A 21,573-nucleotide genomic window follows, 5' to 3' on the forward strand; every position below is an offset into this window, starting at 1 on the left:
AATCAGGGTGTTAAAAGTTCTTTCAGTTTGTTTCGGATACGGGTCAGCTTGACACCGATATAATTTTCCGAGATGTCCAGGATTTGTGCCATCTCGCCATAGCTCTTTTCTTCCAGGTAAAGCATCAGCAGCGCCCGGTCGAACTTGTTCAGCGCCTGGATAGCCCGTTGTAGTTCCTGAGCATACACGCGGTCGACACGGTTGTCGGTAACCTCTGCCTGGTTATGATGAAAGGCCTGTAAGGGATGTTGATCGGGACGTCGCTTGCGCTTCCGCAGACTGGTGATAGCGGTGTTCAACGCCACGCGGTACATCCACGTACTGACCAACGACTCGCCGCGGAAAGATGAATATGACTTCCAGAGTTGTAGGATGATCTCCTGAAACAGGTCATCGAAGTCGTCACGATCATCGCTATAGATCCGGCATACCTTCAGGATCACACCGCGGTGATCCTGGATGTTTTGTATAAAGGCATTTTCTAAACCAGTCCCCATGATTCTGATTAGTCAGGAAGGCCGGGAATTTCTTACAACGAAGTACGATATTTTTATGCAGGTGGGCGCAGAGCCCGGGATTACAGACTGTAGTGAACCTTTTCCGCCATGGCGTTAGCCTTCGCGCGCGCTGCCTCGATGCTATCGGCTTTGGCTAAACATACGCCCATGCGGCGCTCGCCTTGTACTTCGGGTTTACCAAAGAGGCGCAGTTGTGTGTCGGGTTCGGCCAGCGCTTCGGCAACGCCCGAGAATACGACATTTGTTGAGTGACCTTGTACCAGCAACACGCGTGACGCCGACGGTCCTACCTGACGGATCACGGGAATGGGAAGGCCGAGGATGGCGCGTACGTGTAAAGCAAACTCCGACAAATCCTGCGAGATCATCGTTACCATGCCTGTGTCATGCGGGCGCGGCGATACCTCGCTAAAGTATACGGTGTCTCCTTTGATAAAGAACTCTACGCCGAACAGACCATACCCGCCGAGGGCGTCAACAACCTGGCGCGCGATGGTTTGTGACTGCTCCAATGCTCTGGCCGACATCGGATGCGGCTGCCACGACTCCTGGTAGTCGCCGTGCTCCTGCCGGTGACCAATAGGCGCGCAGAACGAAACACCATCCTTGTGGCGGATCGTTAGTAGGGTAATCTCGTAATCGAAGTCGATGAACCCTTCTACGATCACCTTGCCTTTGCCGGCGCGACCACCCGCCTGCGCATACTGCCAGGCTTCTTCTACCTGGTCGGCCTGTCGCACAATGCTTTGCCCTTTACCCGACGAGCTCATGATCGGCTTCACAACACATGGGAAACTCAATGCCTGCACCGCCGCCAGGAATTCTTCTTTTGTTTCAGCAAACGCATAAGGAGAGGTCTTTACCTGTAAAGTCTTGGCCGCCAGGGTACGAATACCTTCGCGGTTCATGGTGAGTCGTGCCGCCTGGGCGGTAGGAACAACGTTAAAACCTTGCTGCTCAAGTTCTACCAGCGTCGCGGTATCAATTGCTTCTACCTCGGGTACTATAAAGGTTGGTTTCTCCTGCTCGATGATGGTGCGCAGTGCCTGGCCGTCCAGCATCGGGATGACATACGCCCGGTGAGCCACTTGCATGGCAGGGGCGTGCTCGTAGCGGTCCACAGCAACTACCTCGACACCATAACGTTGCAACTCAATTACAACTTCTTTGCCCAGCTCGCCAGAGCCGAGCAGCATGACTTTAATGGCAGAGGAAGCGAAGGGTGTTCCAAAGCGAATGGGGTGAACGGGCGTAGTATTCATACGGGTGCAATTATCGCACACCCGTCGGTAAGGCGCAAATCGGCGGTGGTGTAGCCGTCAGCCTTATTCTTTGGGAAGTCTGACAAAAAAAGCAGTGCCCCGGTTCTCGACACTTTCAAACCATAGCTCGCCGCCCATGAGGTCGACAAGCTTCTTCGCTACGGGCAGTCCCATTCCGACCGACCTCTCTCCTTTTAATCCGATCCGGCCCTTGCCGGTATTCTTTTGGAACAGGAAAGCCTTCAGATCGTCAGGTATGCCGATGCCACTGTCTTTTACGGTAATCGTGAAGTGATCTTCCAGTTCTTCTACCATAATATCGATTTGCCCACCTTCGGGTGTGAACTTAATCGAATTGGAGACCAGATTGTGCAGCGCCTGAAAGAACTTCACGCCATCGATATTGATATAGAGGTTCTCCAGTTTGGTGATCAGGCGGAATTGTTTGTCTTTGTTCGTTTCGACCAGCTTTTCCAATGTAGAACCGATCTTTTCCAGGATGTCGAAGCGCCCTTTTTTAACAAAAATGTGCTCCGATTCCAGGTGTTCTTCCCGCAGCAGGTTGTTGACGATCTCGATACACTCGCGGGTGACGTCCTGAATCATGCGCAGGTGGTTGTGTATCGCGTCATATTGTTGACCCTGATAGGATTTCTGTGCGTTCTGAATGAGATTCTCCGACAGGCTCAGCGGCCCGTGCAGGTTGTGTGTAATCATATCCAGCAACGTATCTTTCTTGGCCCCGTAGTTTATCATGTAGTTCTCATGCTCTTTCATGCGGCTCACGTCTTTCACAAAACCAGCCACATATTCGCCTTCCTCTAATAAATACGCATCACACGAAATGTGTTTGACTATACCGCTGGAAAGGCGGATACGGAACTCGGTGTTGGTTATACAGCCTGTCGAGATGAGGTCGGCAAAGCGCTGTTGCAGGTAGTGCCGGTCTTCCGACATGACAAAGTCCAGCAGCAACCGCGATTGCGCCATCACATTGTCTCGTGTTACACCAAAAATGCCGGTGAATGCCGCGTTGAGATAGTCGAATGAACCTTCCGGAAGCTTGTAAACAAAAACGCCGTCCTGTGAAAGACCGCCGATGCGTTTAATGTCGTAAAACCGCTCCGCCTGTTGTGTCTCGGGTGATACTTGCATAGAATTAATTCATTAGACTTTCAAAAAACCACGGGCAGAAGCGTGCGCAATAAGCTCAGCCGTATTCTTCACTTTGGCTTTCAACACCATGTTCTTTCGGTGCGACTCCACCGTCTTCTCGGTGATGAAAAGCTGCTCGGCAATCCGCCGGGACGAAAGGCCTTTTGCGATTAATTCCAACACCTCGCGCTCGCGCTTGGAGAAGAACTCGTCCTCACCGCGTAAGGTATCTTCAATACCTGCTAGGAATTTATTAATATTTTTGAGCTTCCGGGAGGTTTCAGTGCAAATATATTTCTTGTCCGCATGCACGACTTTGATTGCCTTGATCAGCTCTTCATATCCTGCCTTCTTCGATACAAAACCCATGGCGCCGGCTTTCATGATTTTGGCCACCCGGTCGGCATCGTCATATACGGAGTGCGCTACGATCCTGATCTTGGGGTATTTCTTGCTGACGATCTCGCAGATCTCAAATCCGTCTATGGTTCGTACTTCCTGCATCCCATCCAGGTAAATATCCAGGAGCAGGATGTCGATATCTTTTTCGTCAATTACTTTCAGAAGCTCTTCTCCTTGTTTTGCTTCTCCTACTACCTCCAGCTCACTATCTTGATTTAACAAAAACCGGACACCGTCCCGGATAATTTTATAATCTTCTAGATGGAATACTTTGATCTTTTCGGGCATCGTACTGTTTGTTACAACCTTAAAGGTAGAATCGTAGAGATAATTCGATCAAGCGATAGATCAAATAGTTGTAAAAATCAGGGAAATCCCTGATAGAATGTCAGAGGGTAACCGTCTAATATTGGAAGTATTTACCGACGACTTCACAACATACATAAATTGTTCGTGCATTGAATTATAGAATAGTAGTGCTACCGTTTTTTATATGTAAAAATTGTGCCATCAACCCAGCTTGTCCGAAGCGCCGCTACAGCGCACGTATATGTCAACAATACATGTCATGAAATCGTTCTATAGTATCAGGCATGTTTACTATGCCGATGACGATCCTGACGATCGTTTTCTTTTCCAGGAAGTACTCAACGAGATCGATATTTCACTACAACTTACGCTCGCCGACAGTGGGCATGCGTTGCTCGCTACTTTACGCACTACGCCGACGCTTCCAGATGTTATTTTTCTCGACTGGAACATGCCTGTTAAGAATGGCTTTCAATGCTTGCAGGAGATTAAACAGCATCCACGTCTAAAAGACATTCCGGTGGTCATGATCTCCACTTCGTCTGAGAACAGTGTAAGCCGGGCAACACTCGATGGCGGGGCTTTTCGGTATATTCAGAAGCCTGTGTATTTCACCCAGCTCAAGATACTTATTTACGAATGTCTGCAGAGCATTGTCGCATTGCGTCACGAAGAGGGATAAGTATTACCAGCTCAACGACGTCGGTAAATTTTCATCATAGTATAGCGTAATATTTTGTTCGCGTAGCCGGGCTTCTGTCTTTTTAACCAGGGCTTGTGCGGAGGAGGACCGCCGCGCCTTCCGAATTAATATATATCGGATGTTATCCGGGTATTTCTCCGAGGCAGTCAGATAGATCGGGAGATCCAGTTGCGTGTTGTCACCGACCAAGGCAAATTGTTTATCGGGAAACAATGCCAGAATTTGATCTAACATCTTCAACTTGTGAATGCCGGGCACACCTACCTTCCGGTATAGAAACACGTCCCGGAGCTTGCGCAACTGTTTTAGGAATAACGGCCCCGCCGGAAATTTGTTGTGCAATAGAAACCGGTATATCAACGGATATAAATTTTGTTCACTGTTGGAAAGGTATAAAACCGTTCCGCCTTGCTGTACGGCATCGAACATTAACTCACGCATGTTTTTAACCGCCCCACGTTTTTCGACAGGCGTAAAAAGCAATGTTCGAAGCTTTCGGAGCTTGTTACGGATGAACGAGTGTAGCAGCGTATCATCAATGTCCGACACCATTACCATGGGACTGACGACATGATGTATGGTGCGCAGGTATAAGCCTTCTAATAGTGTCACTTCTCCCCCGGCGTCCAACGTAACGCGTTGCAACGTACCTAATACTTGTTCTACCGGATGTTTAAAGAAAAACGCCCCCGTAGCATCGGTCTTTGCCGGTATCGAGACCGAGCCGAAGTGTAACCTGACCGATATGTGCGCCACCGGGCGCGTACGGTATAAGGCAAACAATGTGCGGAACGTTCGTCGTGGGCTGTACGCCGCAAAGCTCAGGTCGTTTAACCGTGTTGTGGCGATTTGACCAAACATCAGCGCTTCCTTTCCATTCGAAAGCGCATAGAAACTCAGTAGTACGGGTATCTTTTTAGTACTCATGATGGAATCAGCAGAGGAATGGCCGAGGCCAGTATCCGGACGGTCAAATGATCCGTCATGCCCATGTATTCGCCATCGATCTGAAAATGGACCTTTTCACTAATACGTATGTCGGCCTCGCGGCAACAGATAACATCGGCAAACATATCCTTGTCGATAAACATGTTCAAGGCGGTGAGTCCGGCTTTGATTGCGGAGTCCAGTGCGATGCGTTCTACATTGCAGATCTCAAACTTACCATCCGATACCGATCCTTCTGAGATGTGAATACCCGTACCATATTTGTGCGCGTTGGCAAACGCCAGCATATATCCCTCCTTATTATACTCCTGCTCGGGTGTTTTAATGGTGTAATGCAACAGCGGCGTGGCCTGCGTAGAGGCAATCAAGTGTTTGGCATATCCCAACATACCACGCGATTCATCCTCGGAATATTCTTTTACCATCAACGCATTGATACCGATATCACCCAAATGTATGCACAGGTGTTTGTCGTTGAACTTTAACAAGTCCAGGGGATGTGTGCGCTCGGCGCGAACGACCGCCTCGACTGCATCGACGGGGTTCGTTGGAATACCGATCGCCGTGGCGAAGCCGTTGGCCGATCCAAACGGAAGTATCCCAAACGGAATCTTCCGATCGAGTATGTTGCGCGCGACCATCTGCAAGGTGCCATCACCGCCCCCGGCTATGATTCGGTCGGGTTTATACGCGTTGAGTTGCTCTTGAATAGCGTTGTCGTCATCCACACCGGTGGTATACATAAATTTAAAGTCGAACCCCAGCTCCACGGCCAGCGCATGGATGCGCAAGATGGCCTTGTCAATATTTTTGTTTCCGGAGGCAGGATTGATTACAAAAAGTATTTTCATGGATTTTTGAGAACAGTCGGCTGACGAATAGAAGAAGTAAAAAACTATGCCAGTGCTTTATTGAAATATGCGTGCCGCAGCTTCCCGGCAGGCGAACCGGATCGCGTCGCGCATGGCTTCGGTTATCGGCAAGCTTTTACCCGACGTTAACGTGTATAATAGGTCCTCTACATCGCGGTCCGTTTCGCGTTGCCAGTCGGTATTCGTTTTCCAATCCCGGATGATGCGTTGCCGGTATACGGCCTGGATCCCCTCCCCGGCAGCCGCAGCAAAGACGTCTGAAATGTAGGGAATAGCGTGACGTATCGCCGCACAAAAGGAATGTTCCGGCGTCATATCGTAAGCGGCAAGAGCGTCTTCGAAGACGTCACTCGTTGGTGGATATGTGTACGGCACGGTTCGTGCATCGGTATCGTTGTTACTATCCTGTAGCGCCTGCAGAAGCGTGTCTAGGGTAACACGTGTTTGACGCAGTGCGTGGTTCAACTGGTCGATTTCTTGTCGTAGCAATGCCACGTCGGCACGCCCCGCCGGTGCGGCGCGACGGATATAGGGAGCTACGGAGAGGTTGAAGCTGTTCCGGGCAATCTCTTCCCGGGGAATACAAACCGCCAGCTCCTCCAGGTTTTCGTAGCAGGCATAGGCAGCGGTAATGCGGGTGATATCTTGCGGGCGTAACAGGTGTTGCTTTCGTCCCGATTGATAATATTGCCGGGCATCGATAAAAAGTACTTCGTTACGTGTGCGTGATGGCCGAAGGATCAGGACTGCTGTCGATGCTGCCGTATCAGCGAAAAGATTCGCCGGCAAGGCAATCACCGCATCGATCACATTGGCTTCTACCAGCGCCTGCCGGATCTTCGCCTCGGTGCCCTGCCGCGACAGCGCGTTCAGCGCCATCAGGATCACGGCCCGGCCACCGGGCGCCAGCGTGGCCAGTATATGCTGCACATAGGCATAGTCACCTTTGCCCCGGGGTGGAAGCCCGTGCCGGAACCGTTGGTGTTGATCCGCCAGTGCCCCGGTGTAGCCCCAATGTTCCAGGGATATCATCAGGTTGGCTACCGCCACGTCAAACTTCATCAACGTACCGTCTTCTTCGAGAAAGCGCGGATCGGTAATACTGCTGGCGACCTCCAGCCGTACGCCGGCCAGCCCATAGAGGTGCGTGTGTATACGTGCCAGCCGGAAGCCGCCGTCGTGATGCTCCTGGCCAAACGCCGAGAAGTCGGGCGATAGACGCGCGTTCCGGGCGCGCGTATGCAGGACAGTGGGAACCAGCAGTGCGCCACAGCCGCATACGGGGTCGCCTATGCGTTCTCCGGCGCGTGGTGCGGCCAATAACGCCACCAGGTGGCTGATGGCCGGTGGCACAAACAACGCCTTATAATGGTTCTCACGTGCGTTCGCCAGTTTCTCCAACAGATAGTGAAACGCCGCACCTGCTTCGGTGTCAAACGCCGCACGCGACAGGTATTTCAACGATTGCCGGATCGTCTCGGACGCACCACCCGTTGCACCAGGTTTACAGTTGTCGAAATCGACGTCCCGAAATATACTCTGCAACGTGTCGGGGTTACATGCATCCAGTTGTCGCAATGCCCGGGTTGCACGCGCAGCGATGTCGTTTTTTTCGCGGTGTAGCAACAGGTATTCAAATGAACATTTCTCAGGCAGTTGAAAACGGTGGAACATCATCATGCGCGCCACCTGGGGGCTGCCGGCACCGTACCGCTGTTTATACACCTCCCATTGTGTGTGCCAACCGGTGCTGATCGTACGCAGTAACAAAAGCCCTGCTGTATACTGCAGGCTGTCGGCAAAGGTGTAGGTTCGCGCCATCATTTTATACACATGCCAGAGTAGCCGGTGGCGCTTCACCGTATCGGGCGTGAGCTCATGCGTAAGGTTCATACAGGGCGGGTGTTGGCACAACGGTTAATAGTTGCCGGGCGATAAGCTCGGCGCGTCGTTCCTGGATCGTACGCAACAGGCGCATTTCCTCCCGGCGCAGCCGGTCGATGGTGGCAATGGCTTGTTGCCGTGCCAGGGGTGGCACCGGCAGCGTGATCCGTTCGATGACGTTTTTATTGATATTCGGTGTATGTTTTCCCGCAGCGTGCGTTTTCAGGTAATGTTGTACGGGGGCCTGGTTGATATACCAGGCCAGGTAGCCGGGGTCGATCTTTTGGATGTTGGGGCGGAGAATAAAGAACGCCGAGGCCGGTACCACGCGGGGCAAGACCGGGGTATACGCCGTCGCATAGTTGTTCGCACCCTTCGCCAGGAACAGTACATCGCCGGCCTGCAGCAGGAATTTCTCCGGCATAGTATCAAAGCAGATACAGGTGAGCGACGAGCCAATGGCGGTATAGTGCTCTTCCAGGTCTTTCATTTGCAGCACGTGCAGAGTGCCGCCGGGGGTGTGCGAAAGCTTGCTGCGGAAGGAGTAGCCGGCCCATATACCGGATAAAACAGCGGGGAGTTCTTCTACGGGGATCATACCAATAACGATTAACGGTTTAACCAAAGTACTTGCATAATCGTTACGATGCAAATTTTCTGGAAATGTATTTTTAAGGTATTCTGCTGACGCTCACGTGGGTATACTATATTCCGGGCATTCGTTGTGAGACTGATAAAAACAACAGAATTTTACCATCACTGTTAGCAATTTATGTATAATTTATGGCGTCTGAAAAAGAAGAACCCATTCACCACGGCAGAAATTTAAAGCGCTTTCGCGAGATGGTAGGAGTCAAACAAGAATCCCTGGCTGAGCAGCTCGGGCCGGGCTGGTCTCAGAAAAGAATATCGTTGTTAGAAGGGAAAGAGCTCATTGATGACCCCACCCTGCGCGAGGTGTCATTCAAATTAAAAGTGTCTCCCGAGATCATCCGGCTGTTCAGCGAGCGGGTTGCACGCGAGTGTGTTTTGCAGTCGTTTGAGCAACGGCCCGAAGGACCGGTCGTCGCGCCGTCGGCAGCCTCCGCCCCCAGCGATACCGTAACAAACGCCTCGCTGCGTTCGTTCTTAGATCACTGCATGGCGATGGCCCATGAAAACAAACGGCTCTACGAAGAGCTCCTGCGCTGCGAGCGCATGCGCTCGGCCGCCCTGGAAATGCTCGTGAGCGGCAGTAGAGATACGCCCCTGGCGGGCGTCTAGCCGCTCTAATAGCATTTTAATCCGCTTCTTAAACTGTTTTAATCGGGTCACCTCAGCTTTGGGGAAGACAACGAGGTAGAAAGTATTTTTCACTTTAACAGAAAAGAAGATGATCAAGCATGTTCTCATTCCCACCGACTTTACCGTAAAGTCCTTACAAGTAGTCCGCTACGCGTTGGAAGACGCAGGGACAGCCAAGCTGAACATTCTTTTGTTCCACATGGTCGACATTCCGCATTCGATTACGGATCTGCTATTCTTTTCTAAGGAGCAGCTTCGGAAAAAGCTCATCAACCAGGATTTTAAAGACGCCTGCGCCGTACTCCGGAATAAATATGCATCATCGGTTGCTGATATCCAATGCGAGGTCTTTTATGGCAGTACCGCGGCGGTCTTTGAAAACTATGTAGACGCCCGCAACGTCGACGTCATCATGTATAATAAGTCACTGGTACTGAAAAAGATCGATGCCCGTAGCGTAGATCCGTATGCACTGATCCGCCGCTGTCACAAGCCGCTTATGGACATCAGCCAGACAGCCACACAACATGAAGGGCAGGTCGACCTGTTCACCATTTTGTCGGGCACGTAGCCTATACCCGTTCGATGGAACATTATTATTAACGAAAACAGGATCAGATGCTGCTGAAGAATAAAATACCGCTTACGTATGCCTTGGGGAAAATCCGCAAAGAGATCGTTCTCGTCACGGCATACGCTGTACTCATTGCACTGATATACGACAAGTTTCACTTTACGCGCATTTCCATACCCCTGTCGGTACCGATGGTCATGGTCACTGTACTGTCATTGTTGTTGGCTTTCAAATCCAACCAGGCCTACGATCGCTGGTGGGAAGCCCGTACCATCTGGGGCGCGATTGTAAACGAATCGCGTACGCTGGCACGACAGATCACCACTATGACGTATACCGAATACGATACAGAAGCGCTCGACATCTTTCGCGATCGCTTCGTCAAACGACAGATTGCCTGGGCATACGTGTTGGGACAATCCTTACGGGGTGCGCGTGCCTTTAAAGGATTAGAGGACTTACTCGTTGACACAGAGCGCCATTACATCGAACGCTACGATAACAAATCCTTCGCCCTGTTGGAGCTGCACGGGCGCGATCTGAACTTTGCCATGCGGAAGAAATGGCTGAACAAATATCAGCAGGTAGAGATCGATGGCACCGTCACACGGCTGTGTAATGCCATGGGCCAATGTGAGCGGATCAAGAACACGGTATTCCCGTCTACGTACAGTTTGTACATACGCTTTGCCATGTACTTTTTCATTATATTGCTTCCGTTTGCCTTGATCGAGATGTTCGGCCTGATGGAGATACCCATGGTCGTGGGGATTGCCTCTTCGTATCTGCTGATCGAAAAGATGGCTATCCACCTCCAGGATCCGTTTGAGAACCGGCCGACCGACACGCCCGTCACCGCGATTGCGGCAACCATCGAACGGGATCTGCGGCAGGCGTTGAACGATCTGCACTCCGACCACCACCAATCTTTGGCGGACCAGGGCAAGGAGCACGACTATTACATTATGTAGTCGGGCCCGCCCCGCCCTGGCAAACGCTTCGCTTGAAACTGTCCATAGAAGGTGACTAACTTTGCAGGTATGAGGATTCTTTTGGTTGAGGATGAGCTGAATGTCGTGTCGTTCATCAAACGTGGGTTGGAAGAAGAAAACCATGTCGTCAGTGTAGCCATGGATGGCCTCTCCGCTTCCGAGATGCTCAGGCAGAACGTCTTCGATCTGGTGCTGCTCGATATCATGCTGCCCGGCAAAAGTGGCATAGAGATTTGCAAGGAGCTGCGCCAGGAAGGTAAAACCATGCCGGTGATTATGCTCACGGCGCTGGGCTCAGCTGAAAACACCGTGACCGGTTTGGATAGTGGTGCGGACGACTACATCGTAAAGCCGTTTAACTTCAACGAGCTCATGGCCCGTATACGGTCCGTTTCGCGGCGTGCAAATCCCCGGGCATCCGACAGCCAGGTCCTCTCGCTGGCAGATCTTTCCGTCGACATCGAAAGCAAAACCGTGACGCGCCAGGGCATTCACATCCAGCTCACGGCGACCGAGTTCCGCCTGTTGGAATACCTCCTGCGCAACCGCCGGCGTGTCTTGTCACGTGTCGATATACTCGAGAATGTGTGGGATATTACCTTTAACCTGGGCACCAACGTCGTGGATGTCTACGTCAACTACCTACGAAAAAAGGTTGATAAGGAATTTGAGCCCAAACTTATTCATACCGTTATCGGCATGGGCTATGTATTGAAAGAGGCGCATGAAAATACAAACTAAGATCGCACTGCTGTTCAGCTTGCTGACGGCATCTTTTATCGCCCTGCTGAGCCTGCTTGCATATTACTTTGCCAGCCAGCACGCATTCCAGGACTTTTACCGCCGCCTCGATATCCGCGCCATTATCGCCGCAAAGGCCGCCTTTGAAGAGGGCGAGTCCGATACCCGCACCTACGAAGAGATCCGGCAAAAACACCTGGAGAAATTACCCACCGAGGAAGAATTTTTTCTACAGGTAGACGACGAAGGGATGGTTATATCCAATCCGAAATATACCTTGCCCCTGTCCTCTGAATTTTACCGCGATGTCATCAGAGAGCGGTATGGTACATTCCGGCATGGCAATCGTTTCTATACCGGTATATTTTATACCGGCCACGCTGGCCGCTACGTCGTGATCGTATCGGCCACGAACGAATACAGCGACGCCTACACACAAAACCTGCGCAACATCTTTTTTGTCGGCACATCGCTGTCGGTGCTGGTGGCCTTCACCGTCGGCATGTTGTTCTCCAAACAAGTGCTGGCGCCGATCCGCCGCATTACCACCAAGGTGCAAAACATCAGCTCTACCAACCTTCACATGCGTCTCGACGATCACGACGGAACCGATGAGATTGCGCAGCTTTCGAGTACCTTTAACAACATGCTTGACCGCCTCGAAACGTCGTTCGAATCGCAAAAGAATTTTATCAGCAATGCCTCGCACGAGCTGGGCACACCGCTTACCGCGATCATCGGTGAAGCCGAATACGCCCTGCGCAAGTCACGCGACGAAGAGGCCTATCGCAATTCGATCAAGGTCATGCTCGACGAAGCCAACCGGCTCAAACACATCACCGTCAGCCTGCTCAGCCTGGCGCAGACCGGCTTTGATGGCAAGAAAGTCAACTGGGAGCGTATCCGCATTGACGAGCTTCTCTTTACGGTTTTTAATACCATCCATAACATTCACGCCGATAGCCAGATATGCATTGACCATAAGCTGTTTCCGGAAGACGAGTCGTTACTCACCATCGAGGGCAACCAGCAACTGCTACACATGGCGTTTGGCAACATCATTATGAATGCTTGCAAATATTCGGACAACCGCCCGGTGTCCGTAGCGATTGGCGCCAGCGACCGCGAAGTGATCGTGTCGGTTGCCGACCAGGGCATTGGTATTCCAGAAAATGAATTGAAGTATATCTACGATCCCTTCTTCCGCGCCTCGAATACACGCAGTTATAAAGGATATGGTATCGGCCTGCCGCTTTCGCGCAACATCATTCGCCTCCACAACGGGCAGCTTACCGTCAGTGCACAGGAAGGCAAAGGCACACAGGTACAAGTGCGACTGCCCATCGCCAAAGAGTATACACCCCAGCCGATGATGTGACCCGGTCCAACCACCCTACCCCACAAATATAACACGTTTTTGTTATTTCTTCTTAAAAATAGAAACATATCTTTGCTCCCACACGTACACCGCATATATGAAAGGCTACCTGGGAGAATTTGAAGAACTGGTCTTGCTGACCATCGCTGCCTTACAAGAGGGCGCCTACGGCGTCGGTATAAAAGAGGACATCGAACAGCGCACGGACCGGGATATCAGTATCGGCGCGCTGCATGCAACGATCACGCGGTTGGAAGAGAAAGGTTTTATTGAATCGTGGCTGGGCGACCCTACGCTCGAACGCGGCGGTCGCCGCAAGCGATTCTTCCGGCTGACAGCAGAAGGCAAGGTAGCGCTGCACCATGTCAAGGCGCTACGCGACGAACTCTGGCGTATTTCCAAAGTCAACCTGGCGCTGCCCAAATGAAGACTCCTCCACGCCCACCGCGTTTGCCGGAGCGTATCTTCCGGTGGTATAGCGCCAGTGCCCAGGTAGAAGACCTGCTGGGCGACCTCGAGGAAATATACCAGCAACACCTCACCTGTATGCCCGTACGAAAGGCCCGGCGCTTGTATTGGCGCAACGCCCTGGTGTTGTTATTCTCCTACGCTGTCAAGCGGCGCAAACAACATGCAGCCCATCATCCCCTATCGTCTAATGCTTACCCTTTTATAATGTTAAAAAGTTATTTCACCATTGCGGCGCGCAGCCTGGCACAGCAGCGATTTTTTACGATACTGAACGTTGCCGGCCTCGCCATTGGCATGTCCATCAGCTTGCTCTTTATTGCCATGCTGACGTATGTCAGCGGGTACGATACCTTTCATGCACGCCGCGACGGAATTTACCGTGTCACCACACAGGTGCTGGACGGCGACAACAACCGCACGTACGCATCCGCGCCCGCACCCCTGGCCGAAAAGCTTCAGCACGAGTGTGCCGCGGCGGGCACCATCGTGCGCATTCAAAACCGTCTGACCAGTAACGCGCGCTATAAAGAGAACGAAGTGCCCCTGGCAGGATATTTTGCCGATCCAACATTCCTGCAAGTCTTTACCTTCCCGCTGCTCAAGGGAAATCCGGCCACGGCGCTGCAGAAACTCAATAGCCTGCTGATTACCGAAAAAGCCGCGCATAAGCTTTTTCGCGACGAAGATCCGCTTGGCAAAATCATTACCTTAAAGGAATACGGTGACTTCGAGATTACCGGTGTACTAAAAGATCATCCCAAGAACTCACACATGCAGTTTGAGGTCATCACCTCGTATGAAACCCTGCTTGCCTGGCAGAAGGTACATCCACAGCCCATCACCGACGCCTGGCAGGACTTTCGCGGCAACTATATATATTTTCTGCTGGCCGACCATGCACCCTCCACCGACGTCGAGGCGTATCTTCAAAAGGCAACACCGTCTATCTATACTCAACCCGATAAATTTCAGGCAGTGTTCCACCTGCAGGCGCTGAACGATATCGTGCCGGGGCCAGAGCACTTCAACGAAATCGGCCCCGAGTGGGGTTACGCCTCGCTCTATATCTTTGGTGCGCTGTGCCTCCTGATCTTGCTGCCCGCTTGCTTTAACTATACCAACCTGTCCATCTCCCGTGCGTTGAAACGTGCCAGGGAGATCGGGTTGCGCAAAGCCATGGGCGGCCAGCGCGCACAGATCTTCCAACAGTTCATTACCGAAACCGTACTCATCGCGTTGTTGGCGCTGATAGGCGCTTTCGGACTTTTTCTGCTCATGCGCCAGGAGTTCCTTTCGATGCTGGTATCCTCCGACGCCCTCGAGCTGAATGCCGATCTGCCCACAATCCTATGTTTCCTGATCTTTGCGACCAGTGTCGGTTTCGTGGCAGGGATACTGCCCGCTGCGTATTTCTCCAGGCTCAACCCGGTGCAAGCCTTGCGCAACACCATACCCCACGGGGCCTGGGGTAGTATGTGGATACAAAAGTGCCTCATGGTATTTCAGTTCGCGCTGTCGCTGGGCTTTATCATGAGCGTGGCCATCGTGCTGAAACAATACCGGTCGTCGCTAACCTTCGATTTCGGTTTCGACAAAGCCAACATTGTCGATGTAAACCTGCAAGGCGTCGACCCGCAGCGTTTTCGCAACGAGTTCTTGAAGCTCTCGGCCGTACAAACGATATCCCTGTCGTCGAATGTGCTCGGCACCTCCTACCCGGAAGAGACCTGGGTCAAACAACCCGACCAGGCCGACTCGACGCAGGTGTTTGCGATGTCGATCGATCAACATTACCTCGGCAACCTGGGGCTAACCCTTGTCGCGGGCGAGAATTTCGGTGACGCCCCCGGTGAGCAGGCACACCACATCCTGGTCAACGAAGAGTTCCTGCGCGTATTTAAGCTCGGCACCGCCACCGGGGCAGTAGGCAAAACGCTGATCCTGCCGGGCCAGGGCATGGTATCCATACGCGGTGTGGTAAAGGACTTTTATTACCTGCTGTTAACGGAACGCGTTCAGAGTTTCTTCTTTCGTTATAGTATGCAAGACGTTGCCTATGCAAATCTTAAGATCGCCTCGAATGATATCTTCCAGACCTTTACCGACATGGAAAGCTCATGGAAACGACTAGGCACCGATGCTCCGTTCGAAGCCCGGTTCTTTGAAGATGAAATCGAGGACAGCTACGTCGGGTATTTCTCGATGGTAAAGATCTGTTCAGCATTGGGCGTACTGGCCATTTCTATTTCTTGCCTGGGGTTGCTGGGCATGGTGGTCTATGCAACCGAAAACCGGATCAAAGAAGTAGGCGTCCGCAAGATCATGGGCGCATCCACGGTACAGCTGGTGGTGCTGTTGTCGAAGTCGTACTTCCGTCTGCTGGCGGTCGCCATCATGATTGCTGTACCCATCACCTACCTGCTGTTTGACAAGGTGTTTCTACGCATTCAATATTACCACATCGATATTGGCGTAGCCGAGATCGTCATCAGCATTGGGCTCCTGCTTCTCCTGGGATTAGTCACCACGCTGTCACAAACGTGGCGCGCGGCACGCGCCAACCCCGCAGACACTGTGCGTCACGAATAAATAACGGGCTACGCGCTAGGGTTCAATCGTCATCGTCAGCAACGGAATTACCTTCACATACCCATGCTGGTCCTTCCGGAATTTATACGTGTAGTTGTAGTGCGTCTCCAGCTTGCTCTCGTTCGGCAGACCGTTGATCAGGCAGATGTTGCGCTCTTCGGCAAAGTTGATCAGCTCCTTAAGGTAGGCCGCGGAGATCTGCCCTACTTCGTCGATGATACAGTGTACGGAGAAATTCCGGGCTGTCTTCTCGGTCGATTCTTTGATAAACACGTTTAGCAGCGTGATATAGATTACCGCTTTCACAAGCATATCCGTACCGGTAGAGCCCACCTTGTCGATCTTTTCGATCCAGCCGGTGTCGTTCTTGCCTTCCTTGATCCGAAAGCGCAGCTCGAACAGGTCCTGCACGCGTATCTCTTCGTATTTCTCCTCGCTGATGGTTCGTTGCAGATCGTTCAGCAGCTCCACCGAGCGCTTATCGATCTCCGCCTTGGCTTTGTTCGACTGGTTAAACAGGTTTACTTCGCCATACAGGAACGGGTTCTGCTCACGGAATTCTGCAATCTTCTGGAGCTTGCGCAATACCTTGTTCTCGCTATCCTCCGATTTGAGCTTGATATATTCGATCAGCTTCGAGCTTTCAAATGAGGCGCGTCCGAAGTCCGCTTCCATTTTGCTGATCATTTTTGTAATCCGGCCCTTGTGCTCTGCCAATGCCTTCATCTTGCTCGAGATGGCATCGATCAACATACCGTGACTCTTGGCCACCTCGGCAATGGAGGTCTGGATCTTATTCTCGTTGTAAAACTCTTGCAGGTAGGCTGCAAAACGCTCGTACTCACCTTCCCCCGCCTGCGGGTTGACCTTAAAGTTCAGGTGGTTATCCGGACGGAAGCGGCCCGCAAATTCGGTTACGTTGTTCCGGAATTTCTCAAACTGGTTGTGATACTCGGTGTCGTTGGCCAGCAGCTGTGAGCACAGCCCAACAATACCGGCGTCCGAATGCGCTGCCTGTGCGGGCTCGACGATGTGGCGTAGCCTGTCGAAGAGCGCCCGCTCGCGGAAGTGCCGCTCGAAGTGCTCCATTCCCTCTGTATACCGTTTCAACTCCTCGGCCAGCGAGCGGATGTCCACCTCCAACTGGCTCTTCTTTTTCGCAAAAGCCTGCTTGACGGCGGCGAACTCTTTCTCGGATTGCTGTACACGCTCTTCGAAACGCTCCTTCTCTCGCTTAAACTCGTCTACTTTGTCAAATAGCTCGCGTTTGTCTTTGCGGTAGTCGTTGACCAGCTCCGCGTGTTTGTCGATGGTTTGTACCGCCTTGCGTGCTGTCTCGATCTCGTCTTTAAGCTTTTTAATACGGCTGTCGTCAATGCCTTTATTCTTCAGCACCTTGCTTTTCTCTTTCTGCAGCTTCGCTTTGTGGTCGGCATACGACGAGAGCTTTTCATCGCGTACATCCTTCAAGCGTGCAGACTCTTGCTCGAACGTAGCCGTGAGGGCGGCGTGTCGTTCGTTAAAACGGCCCTCGAGCTTCTTCCGGTTCCTGGCAAAGACAGCATCCAGGTTGGCCATGCTTTCGGTCAGCCCGGCAATCTCCTTCTTGATGGCATCTTGCAACTGGTAGCTTTCCAGCAAGTCTTTCTCGCGCAGGGCTTCGCCTTTTGCTTTCCACTCGTTCAGGTCGAGAGTGTATTGTTTCTCTTTGTGCTCGTCCTGACCGGCTTCGTATTCCAGTTGCGACAGCTCGTTCTTCAGGTGCGCCGACTTTTTACTGATCGATGCCAGCTTATTCTGTTCATCGCGGGCCTGCGTTTCCCGGAATTCTAAAAACGCCAGGTTCAACGCGGCGATCTTGTCGATATACCCCTGCTTCTCCAGCTCGTATTGCTCCAGCGTTTTGGAGAGTACCTGCACCTGGCTGAGGTCGAGTTGGATGCCGTAGAGCGTGTCCAGGTTTTTCTTGATGACCTTTGGGTTGAGCGCTTTGTTAAAGAGGATCTCTTCATTACACACCTTGCCGATGGTGCTATACCAGTCCGGGTAGTTCTCTTGTAAAAAACCGAACAGCGTATGCTGGTGTACTGACAGCTTCTGCTCGATTGCCTTGATCTTCTCTTCCAGCGCCGATACCTCGTCGTTGTTGCGGGCGATGTATTGCTCGGACGTGAGCTTGTTCTTTTCACGAATGTGGTCGCCTTCTTTCTTCAGTGACTCGATCTGGCTGTTCTTGACGGTAAACGCCGACGACCGCTCCAGCTTTCGCCGGCTGATCTCTTCCAGGTTGGCGCGCAGTTGTGTCGACTCCTTTTCAAAATAGCGCTTGCGATGGATTTCCTTTTCGCGAAAGTCTTCGTCTTTCTTTTCCAGCTCCTTTTGATTCAATGCTTGCCGGAGGCGGCCTACCTCTGCCTGGTGCTGTTCTTTAAGCTCGCTTTCTTCTTTGCGGAAATCGTCGCGCAACACATTCCGGTCGTCCTGGTACTTACGGTCCAGCTGCAGGCCTTCGGCACGCAGCACGTTCTCAAATTCACGGCGTTCGTTTTCCAGGCCGTCAAACAACGTCTTGAACTGGAGCTCTACATCGCTAAAGCCCGCTGTCAGCGTGGCATATTCGTTCTCGCGGGCCTGTACTTCCAACGCCAGCTGGGCACGCTCGTCCATTTGCCTGAGCGCATCGGCAATGCCGCGCTCGTCGTACTCGCGCTGCTTCTTATCCGCCTCCCGGATCTTTGATTTGAAGGCACCGATCTCCTGGTTGATCTCCCGGTTAGCTTCCTGTTGGCCTTGCTCCTGTTTCCGGAATTCGCTCTCCTGCCATTCGATCTCTTCGCGGTGACGTGATACCTGCTGTCCTAATACCTGTTGTTGCTCGTTGGCATATTTTAACGCGCCCCCCAGCTCGGTGGCCAGTGCGCGCTGCTTCAACTTCAGGTTTTTGATCTGCGTAAAGTTGTCTTTGATCAGGTCGCCCCGCGTGGCATTTTCCTTGCGGAAAAACATCTCGATATCCTGGTATCGCTCGCTGAACTGGCGCAACTGGCGCTCTACTGTCTTCAGCTCGATGTTGGTATGTTTCGTGCCGATGGAGTTGGCAATACATTCCTTCACAAACTCCGCGCGGATCACCGACTCCGAGCTGAGGAAGATCGACGTAATGGCCAGCGGGATATTGTGATAGTTCGCGTTGCCCTTCATCAGGGAAAACTTTTTATACCGCTTATCAGGGTCCGCCCCGTAGATGATATTCCGATACCGCTCAAAGGTCTCGATCTGATCGCTGTAGTTGATCTTGTGCTCATTCAGCCGCGTCAGAAGCGCTTTTGGCAACAGCGCTTCGCTGTCGACGATGTAGTGATCCTGGTCGAACGCATGGTCTACAAACCGGTAAAAGATCTTCTCCCGGCGGTAGAGCATCACGTGAAAGAATCCATCCTCCGTCGCGATCTCGTATACGATGTACGAGTTGGGATATTGAAAGTAATAATCTTCAAACGACTTCTGCGAGCTGGAGATACCCAGCCCCCGCGTATTGGCGCTATAGAAGAACAGGATCGCGCGTTGCAGCGTGGTCTTGCCCATGTTGTTGGTGCCCACAAAGCAGGTATTGCCCGCAATCTCGATGCTGGCATAATCGGTATTACCGATGTTGATAAATATAATCCGGTTAAGAATCCGCCTGTTCTCCATCTTCTTCCTCAATTGTTATGAGCGTGATCACTTGCTCCAGGTAATGGATCGCATCCATGACCTTGTACGTGTCCTCGTCCTCCTGTTCAAAAAAACCTCCTGCCGTCAGGTCGTTGGCGATCTCGGCCACCTTGTCCACCATCTTCTCCCGTCGCGATAGCGCATAGAGCTTTTGCTTCAGCCGCTCGTTGGCATAACACTCCTCGGCAATCTGCGTCACGCGATACCGCGTGCCCACCACGGGCTTTACGTCCATGGAAGAAAAAAAGTCCATCACGTCGATGTAATAGGCAAATTGCTCCAGCTTCTTTTCCATGATCGTGTTCGTCTCTTCCTGCTGGCTGAAGTAATAGTAATTATGTCCTTTTTCCAGGTGGTAGCCGGTGTGGGCAAAGAACTCTTTTAGCGTTTGGAAGTTGTCCTCGAAGTTGATGACATCAAACAACTTACCGCGACTGCCATTTGAGCTGATAAAGTTGCCCTTGCTCAGGATGCTAAAGATCTCCGATGTCTGCTTGGGAATGTTCATGATGTTGCTGCCTCCTCCTTCGACGGTTGCTTCGCGGCGCGTTGTTTCGTGTTTGCTTTCACGATCGCGTAGCCTACCCGCTGCTTTTGTTTCTTCTCGTTGATAAAATTCATTGACCCGAACTTGCCCGAGAAGGTCAGCTGCGTGTCATAGTCGATGGTAATGCCCACATAGAGCGATATGCGTTTCTCGAATGTAAGATCGCCGGCTTTCTCCGGAAATTTGTAGTCCAGCACAAACTGAAACAAATCGGTTTGGCTCTCCATAAACTTTTCCACCAGTCCCGCGATGTTCAGACTCGACGATTCCTCCTGGTTCAGGTCGTCAAAACCGGCCACCATCCGGCCGGCCGGCTTGCGATGCGAATTGCGCAGCAGGTGTAGTTTACCGGCAACCTTTTGCGTCAGCTGATAGCCGTGGTCGGTATGCAGGAAGTCGAGCGACAACCGCGACTTGAGCGGTATACGCTTGTGGAAGAACATCGCCTGGATGCCGGCCACCACATCGACGTAGTTTGTTTTATACTTCAGCTCTTCATAATCTTTCAATTCTTTGAGGCGCTGGATCTTTTTATAGATCGCGGACTGGTGCTGGATCCGGTTGATGTAGTCGATGATCTGCGACTGGATCTCGTTCAGGTAATCGCGGTTGCGCACCAGCGTATACCGTAGCTCCAGTACGATCGAGCTCAGCTCGGCATCGACAATGGTATTAAAAAATCCCTGGGCATCGGAAACGATCTGTTCCGATTCGCGGATCAGGTTGATGATGTCGTCACGCTTGCGTTTATACTTCTCTAGCTCCTGCAGCTTGATGACATAGTTATCCTGGTTCTTATAGGTATCGTCAATGTTCTTGTGCAGCTTCATCACCTCGCGCGAGGTGGTGGAGTTGATCCTCTTCAACGACCGCTTGATGTTGCGTAGAAACTTGATGTTGTTGTCAATGTGGTAATAACGCAGGCCTTCGTTCAACGCCTGGATATTATCATTGATGAAGCTGGTCGTTACCTCGCCGATCTCGAGAAACTCTTCAATGAAGGTCATGATCCGGTCGTCGAGGCTGATGATGTTGTTGTTCTCGTGGATCAGCTCGTTGACCACCAGCTTCTCGAGCTTCTCGTCCGTCATGTCCTCCCGGGCCAGGATCTCCGACTTGTTGACGGAATCCTTATTACCAAAAAGCATCTCGATCACCTCCTTGTTTTGGTACAAGAGGTTGACAAGGTCTTTGATGCTTAGCGGGTTCTTCACGTACGTCTATTCGGTG

General features: G+C 51.9%; 19 protein-coding genes. 8 read left to right on the forward strand and 11 right to left on the reverse strand.

Annotated features, from left to right (window positions below; all coding sequences use genetic code 11):
* Window positions 1-2: 2 nt before the first annotated feature.
* The 4 genes from KK062_RS19785 to KK062_RS19800 all read right to left on the reverse strand — a co-directional run bounded on the left by KK062_RS19785 (window position 3) and on the right by KK062_RS19800 (window position 3,625).
* Window positions 3-497, reverse strand: a complete 495-nt coding sequence (locus tag KK062_RS19785) for an RNA polymerase sigma factor (protein WP_254086075.1) — start codon at window positions 495-497, stop codon at window positions 3-5.
* Window positions 498-577: 80 nt separating this feature from the next.
* The gene (gene purT, locus KK062_RS19790; protein WP_254086076.1) at window positions 578-1,780 is read right to left on the reverse strand and encodes a formate-dependent phosphoribosylglycinamide formyltransferase; all 1,203 of its coding nucleotides are present in this window, start codon (window positions 1,778-1,780) and stop codon (window positions 578-580) included.
* A gap of 63 nt (window positions 1,781-1,843) precedes the next feature.
* Window positions 1,844-2,935 (reverse strand): sensor histidine kinase, encoded by a 1,092-nt coding sequence (locus KK062_RS19795; protein ID WP_254086077.1) that lies wholly within the window; start codon window positions 2,933-2,935, stop codon window positions 1,844-1,846.
* Between the two features lie 12 nt (window positions 2,936-2,947).
* Window positions 2,948-3,625: a response regulator gene (locus tag KK062_RS19800; protein ID WP_254086078.1), complete on the reverse strand. Its 678-nt coding sequence runs from the start codon at window positions 3,623-3,625 to the stop codon at window positions 2,948-2,950.
* 262 nt (window positions 3,626-3,887) lie between these two features.
* On the opposite strand from KK062_RS19800, the gene KK062_RS19805 reads away from it, so the two are divergent.
* Complete coding sequence (locus KK062_RS19805; protein ID WP_254086079.1) at window positions 3,888-4,328, forward strand: response regulator; 441 nt, start codon at window positions 3,888-3,890, stop codon at window positions 4,326-4,328.
* 3 nt (window positions 4,329-4,331) lie between these two features.
* Here KK062_RS19805 and KK062_RS19810 read toward each other — a convergent pair whose 3' ends face one another.
* The 4 genes from KK062_RS19810 to KK062_RS19825 are packed head-to-tail and all read right to left on the reverse strand — an operon-like array spanning window position 4,332 to window position 8,651.
* The gene (locus tag KK062_RS19810; protein WP_254086080.1) at window positions 4,332-5,276 is read right to left on the reverse strand and encodes a phosphatase domain-containing protein; all 945 of its coding nucleotides are present in this window, start codon (window positions 5,274-5,276) and stop codon (window positions 4,332-4,334) included.
* Window positions 5,273-6,148 carry a diacylglycerol/lipid kinase family protein gene (locus KK062_RS19815; protein WP_254086081.1) on the reverse strand — a complete coding sequence of 292 codons (876 nt, stop codon included), beginning with the start codon at window positions 6,146-6,148 and terminating at the stop codon, window positions 5,273-5,275. Before KK062_RS19815 ends, KK062_RS19810 begins: the two co-directional genes overlap by 4 nt.
* A gap of 57 nt (window positions 6,149-6,205) precedes the next feature.
* Window positions 6,206-8,062 carry an N-6 DNA methylase gene (locus KK062_RS19820; protein ID WP_254086082.1) on the reverse strand — a complete coding sequence of 619 codons (1,857 nt, stop codon included), beginning with the start codon at window positions 8,060-8,062 and terminating at the stop codon, window positions 6,206-6,208.
* Complete coding sequence (locus KK062_RS19825; protein WP_254086083.1) at window positions 8,046-8,651, reverse strand: restriction endonuclease subunit S; 606 nt, start codon at window positions 8,649-8,651, stop codon at window positions 8,046-8,048. Before KK062_RS19825 ends, KK062_RS19820 begins: the two co-directional genes overlap by 17 nt.
* Window positions 8,652-8,836: 185 nt before the next feature.
* On the opposite strand from KK062_RS19825, the gene KK062_RS19830 reads away from it, so the two are divergent.
* The 7 genes from KK062_RS19830 (at window position 8,837) to KK062_RS19860 (ending at window position 16,082) form a co-directional block, all read left to right on the forward strand.
* Window positions 8,837-9,316, forward strand: a complete 480-nt coding sequence (locus KK062_RS19830) for a helix-turn-helix domain-containing protein (RefSeq protein WP_254086084.1) — start codon at window positions 8,837-8,839, stop codon at window positions 9,314-9,316.
* 109 nt (window positions 9,317-9,425) lie between these two features.
* Complete coding sequence (locus KK062_RS19835; protein WP_254086085.1) at window positions 9,426-9,908, forward strand: universal stress protein; 483 nt, start codon at window positions 9,426-9,428, stop codon at window positions 9,906-9,908.
* 47 nt (window positions 9,909-9,955) lie between these two features.
* A complete protein-coding gene (locus KK062_RS19840) occupies window positions 9,956-10,882 on the forward strand; it encodes a bestrophin family protein (RefSeq protein WP_254086086.1) in 927 nt (308 codons plus the stop codon).
* 69 nt (window positions 10,883-10,951) lie between these two features.
* On the forward strand, window positions 10,952-11,644 hold the full coding sequence (locus KK062_RS19845) for a response regulator transcription factor (protein WP_254086087.1): 693 nt from the start codon (window positions 10,952-10,954) through the stop codon (window positions 11,642-11,644).
* Complete coding sequence (locus KK062_RS19850) at window positions 11,628-13,022, forward strand: HAMP domain-containing sensor histidine kinase (RefSeq protein ID WP_254086088.1); 1,395 nt, start codon at window positions 11,628-11,630, stop codon at window positions 13,020-13,022. The genes KK062_RS19845 and KK062_RS19850 overlap by 17 nt, the downstream gene beginning before the upstream one ends.
* Window positions 13,023-13,119: 97 nt before the next feature.
* Window positions 13,120-13,449: a PadR family transcriptional regulator gene (locus KK062_RS19855; protein WP_254086089.1), complete on the forward strand. Its 330-nt coding sequence runs from the start codon at window positions 13,120-13,122 to the stop codon at window positions 13,447-13,449.
* A complete protein-coding gene (locus KK062_RS19860; protein ID WP_254086090.1) occupies window positions 13,446-16,082 on the forward strand; it encodes an ABC transporter permease in 2,637 nt (878 codons plus the stop codon). The genes KK062_RS19855 and KK062_RS19860 overlap by 4 nt, the downstream gene beginning before the upstream one ends.
* A 15-nt stretch (window positions 16,083-16,097) precedes the next feature.
* On the opposite strand, the gene KK062_RS19865 is transcribed toward KK062_RS19860, so the two are convergent.
* Genes KK062_RS19865 through KK062_RS19875 form a run of 3 tightly spaced genes read right to left on the reverse strand, consistent with a single transcriptional unit; the run spans window position 16,098 to window position 21,557 of the window.
* A complete protein-coding gene (locus tag KK062_RS19865; RefSeq protein WP_254086091.1) occupies window positions 16,098-19,775 on the reverse strand; it encodes an ATP-binding protein in 3,678 nt (1,225 codons plus the stop codon).
* On the reverse strand, window positions 19,753-20,304 hold the full coding sequence (locus tag KK062_RS19870) for a condensin complex protein MksE (protein WP_254086092.1): 552 nt from the start codon (window positions 20,302-20,304) through the stop codon (window positions 19,753-19,755). The genes KK062_RS19865 and KK062_RS19870 overlap by 23 nt, the downstream gene beginning before the upstream one ends.
* Window positions 20,301-21,557, reverse strand: coding sequence for a hypothetical protein (locus KK062_RS19875; protein ID WP_254086093.1), 1,257 nt, complete (start codon window positions 21,555-21,557; stop codon window positions 20,301-20,303). Before KK062_RS19875 ends, KK062_RS19870 begins: the two co-directional genes overlap by 4 nt.
* Window positions 21,558-21,573: the final 16 nt, after the last annotated feature.

Origin of the sequence: Dawidia cretensis (genome assembly GCF_018598175.1) — a bacterium.
GTDB lineage: Bacteria > Bacteroidota > Bacteroidia > Cytophagales > Cyclobacteriaceae > Ohtaekwangia > Ohtaekwangia cretensis.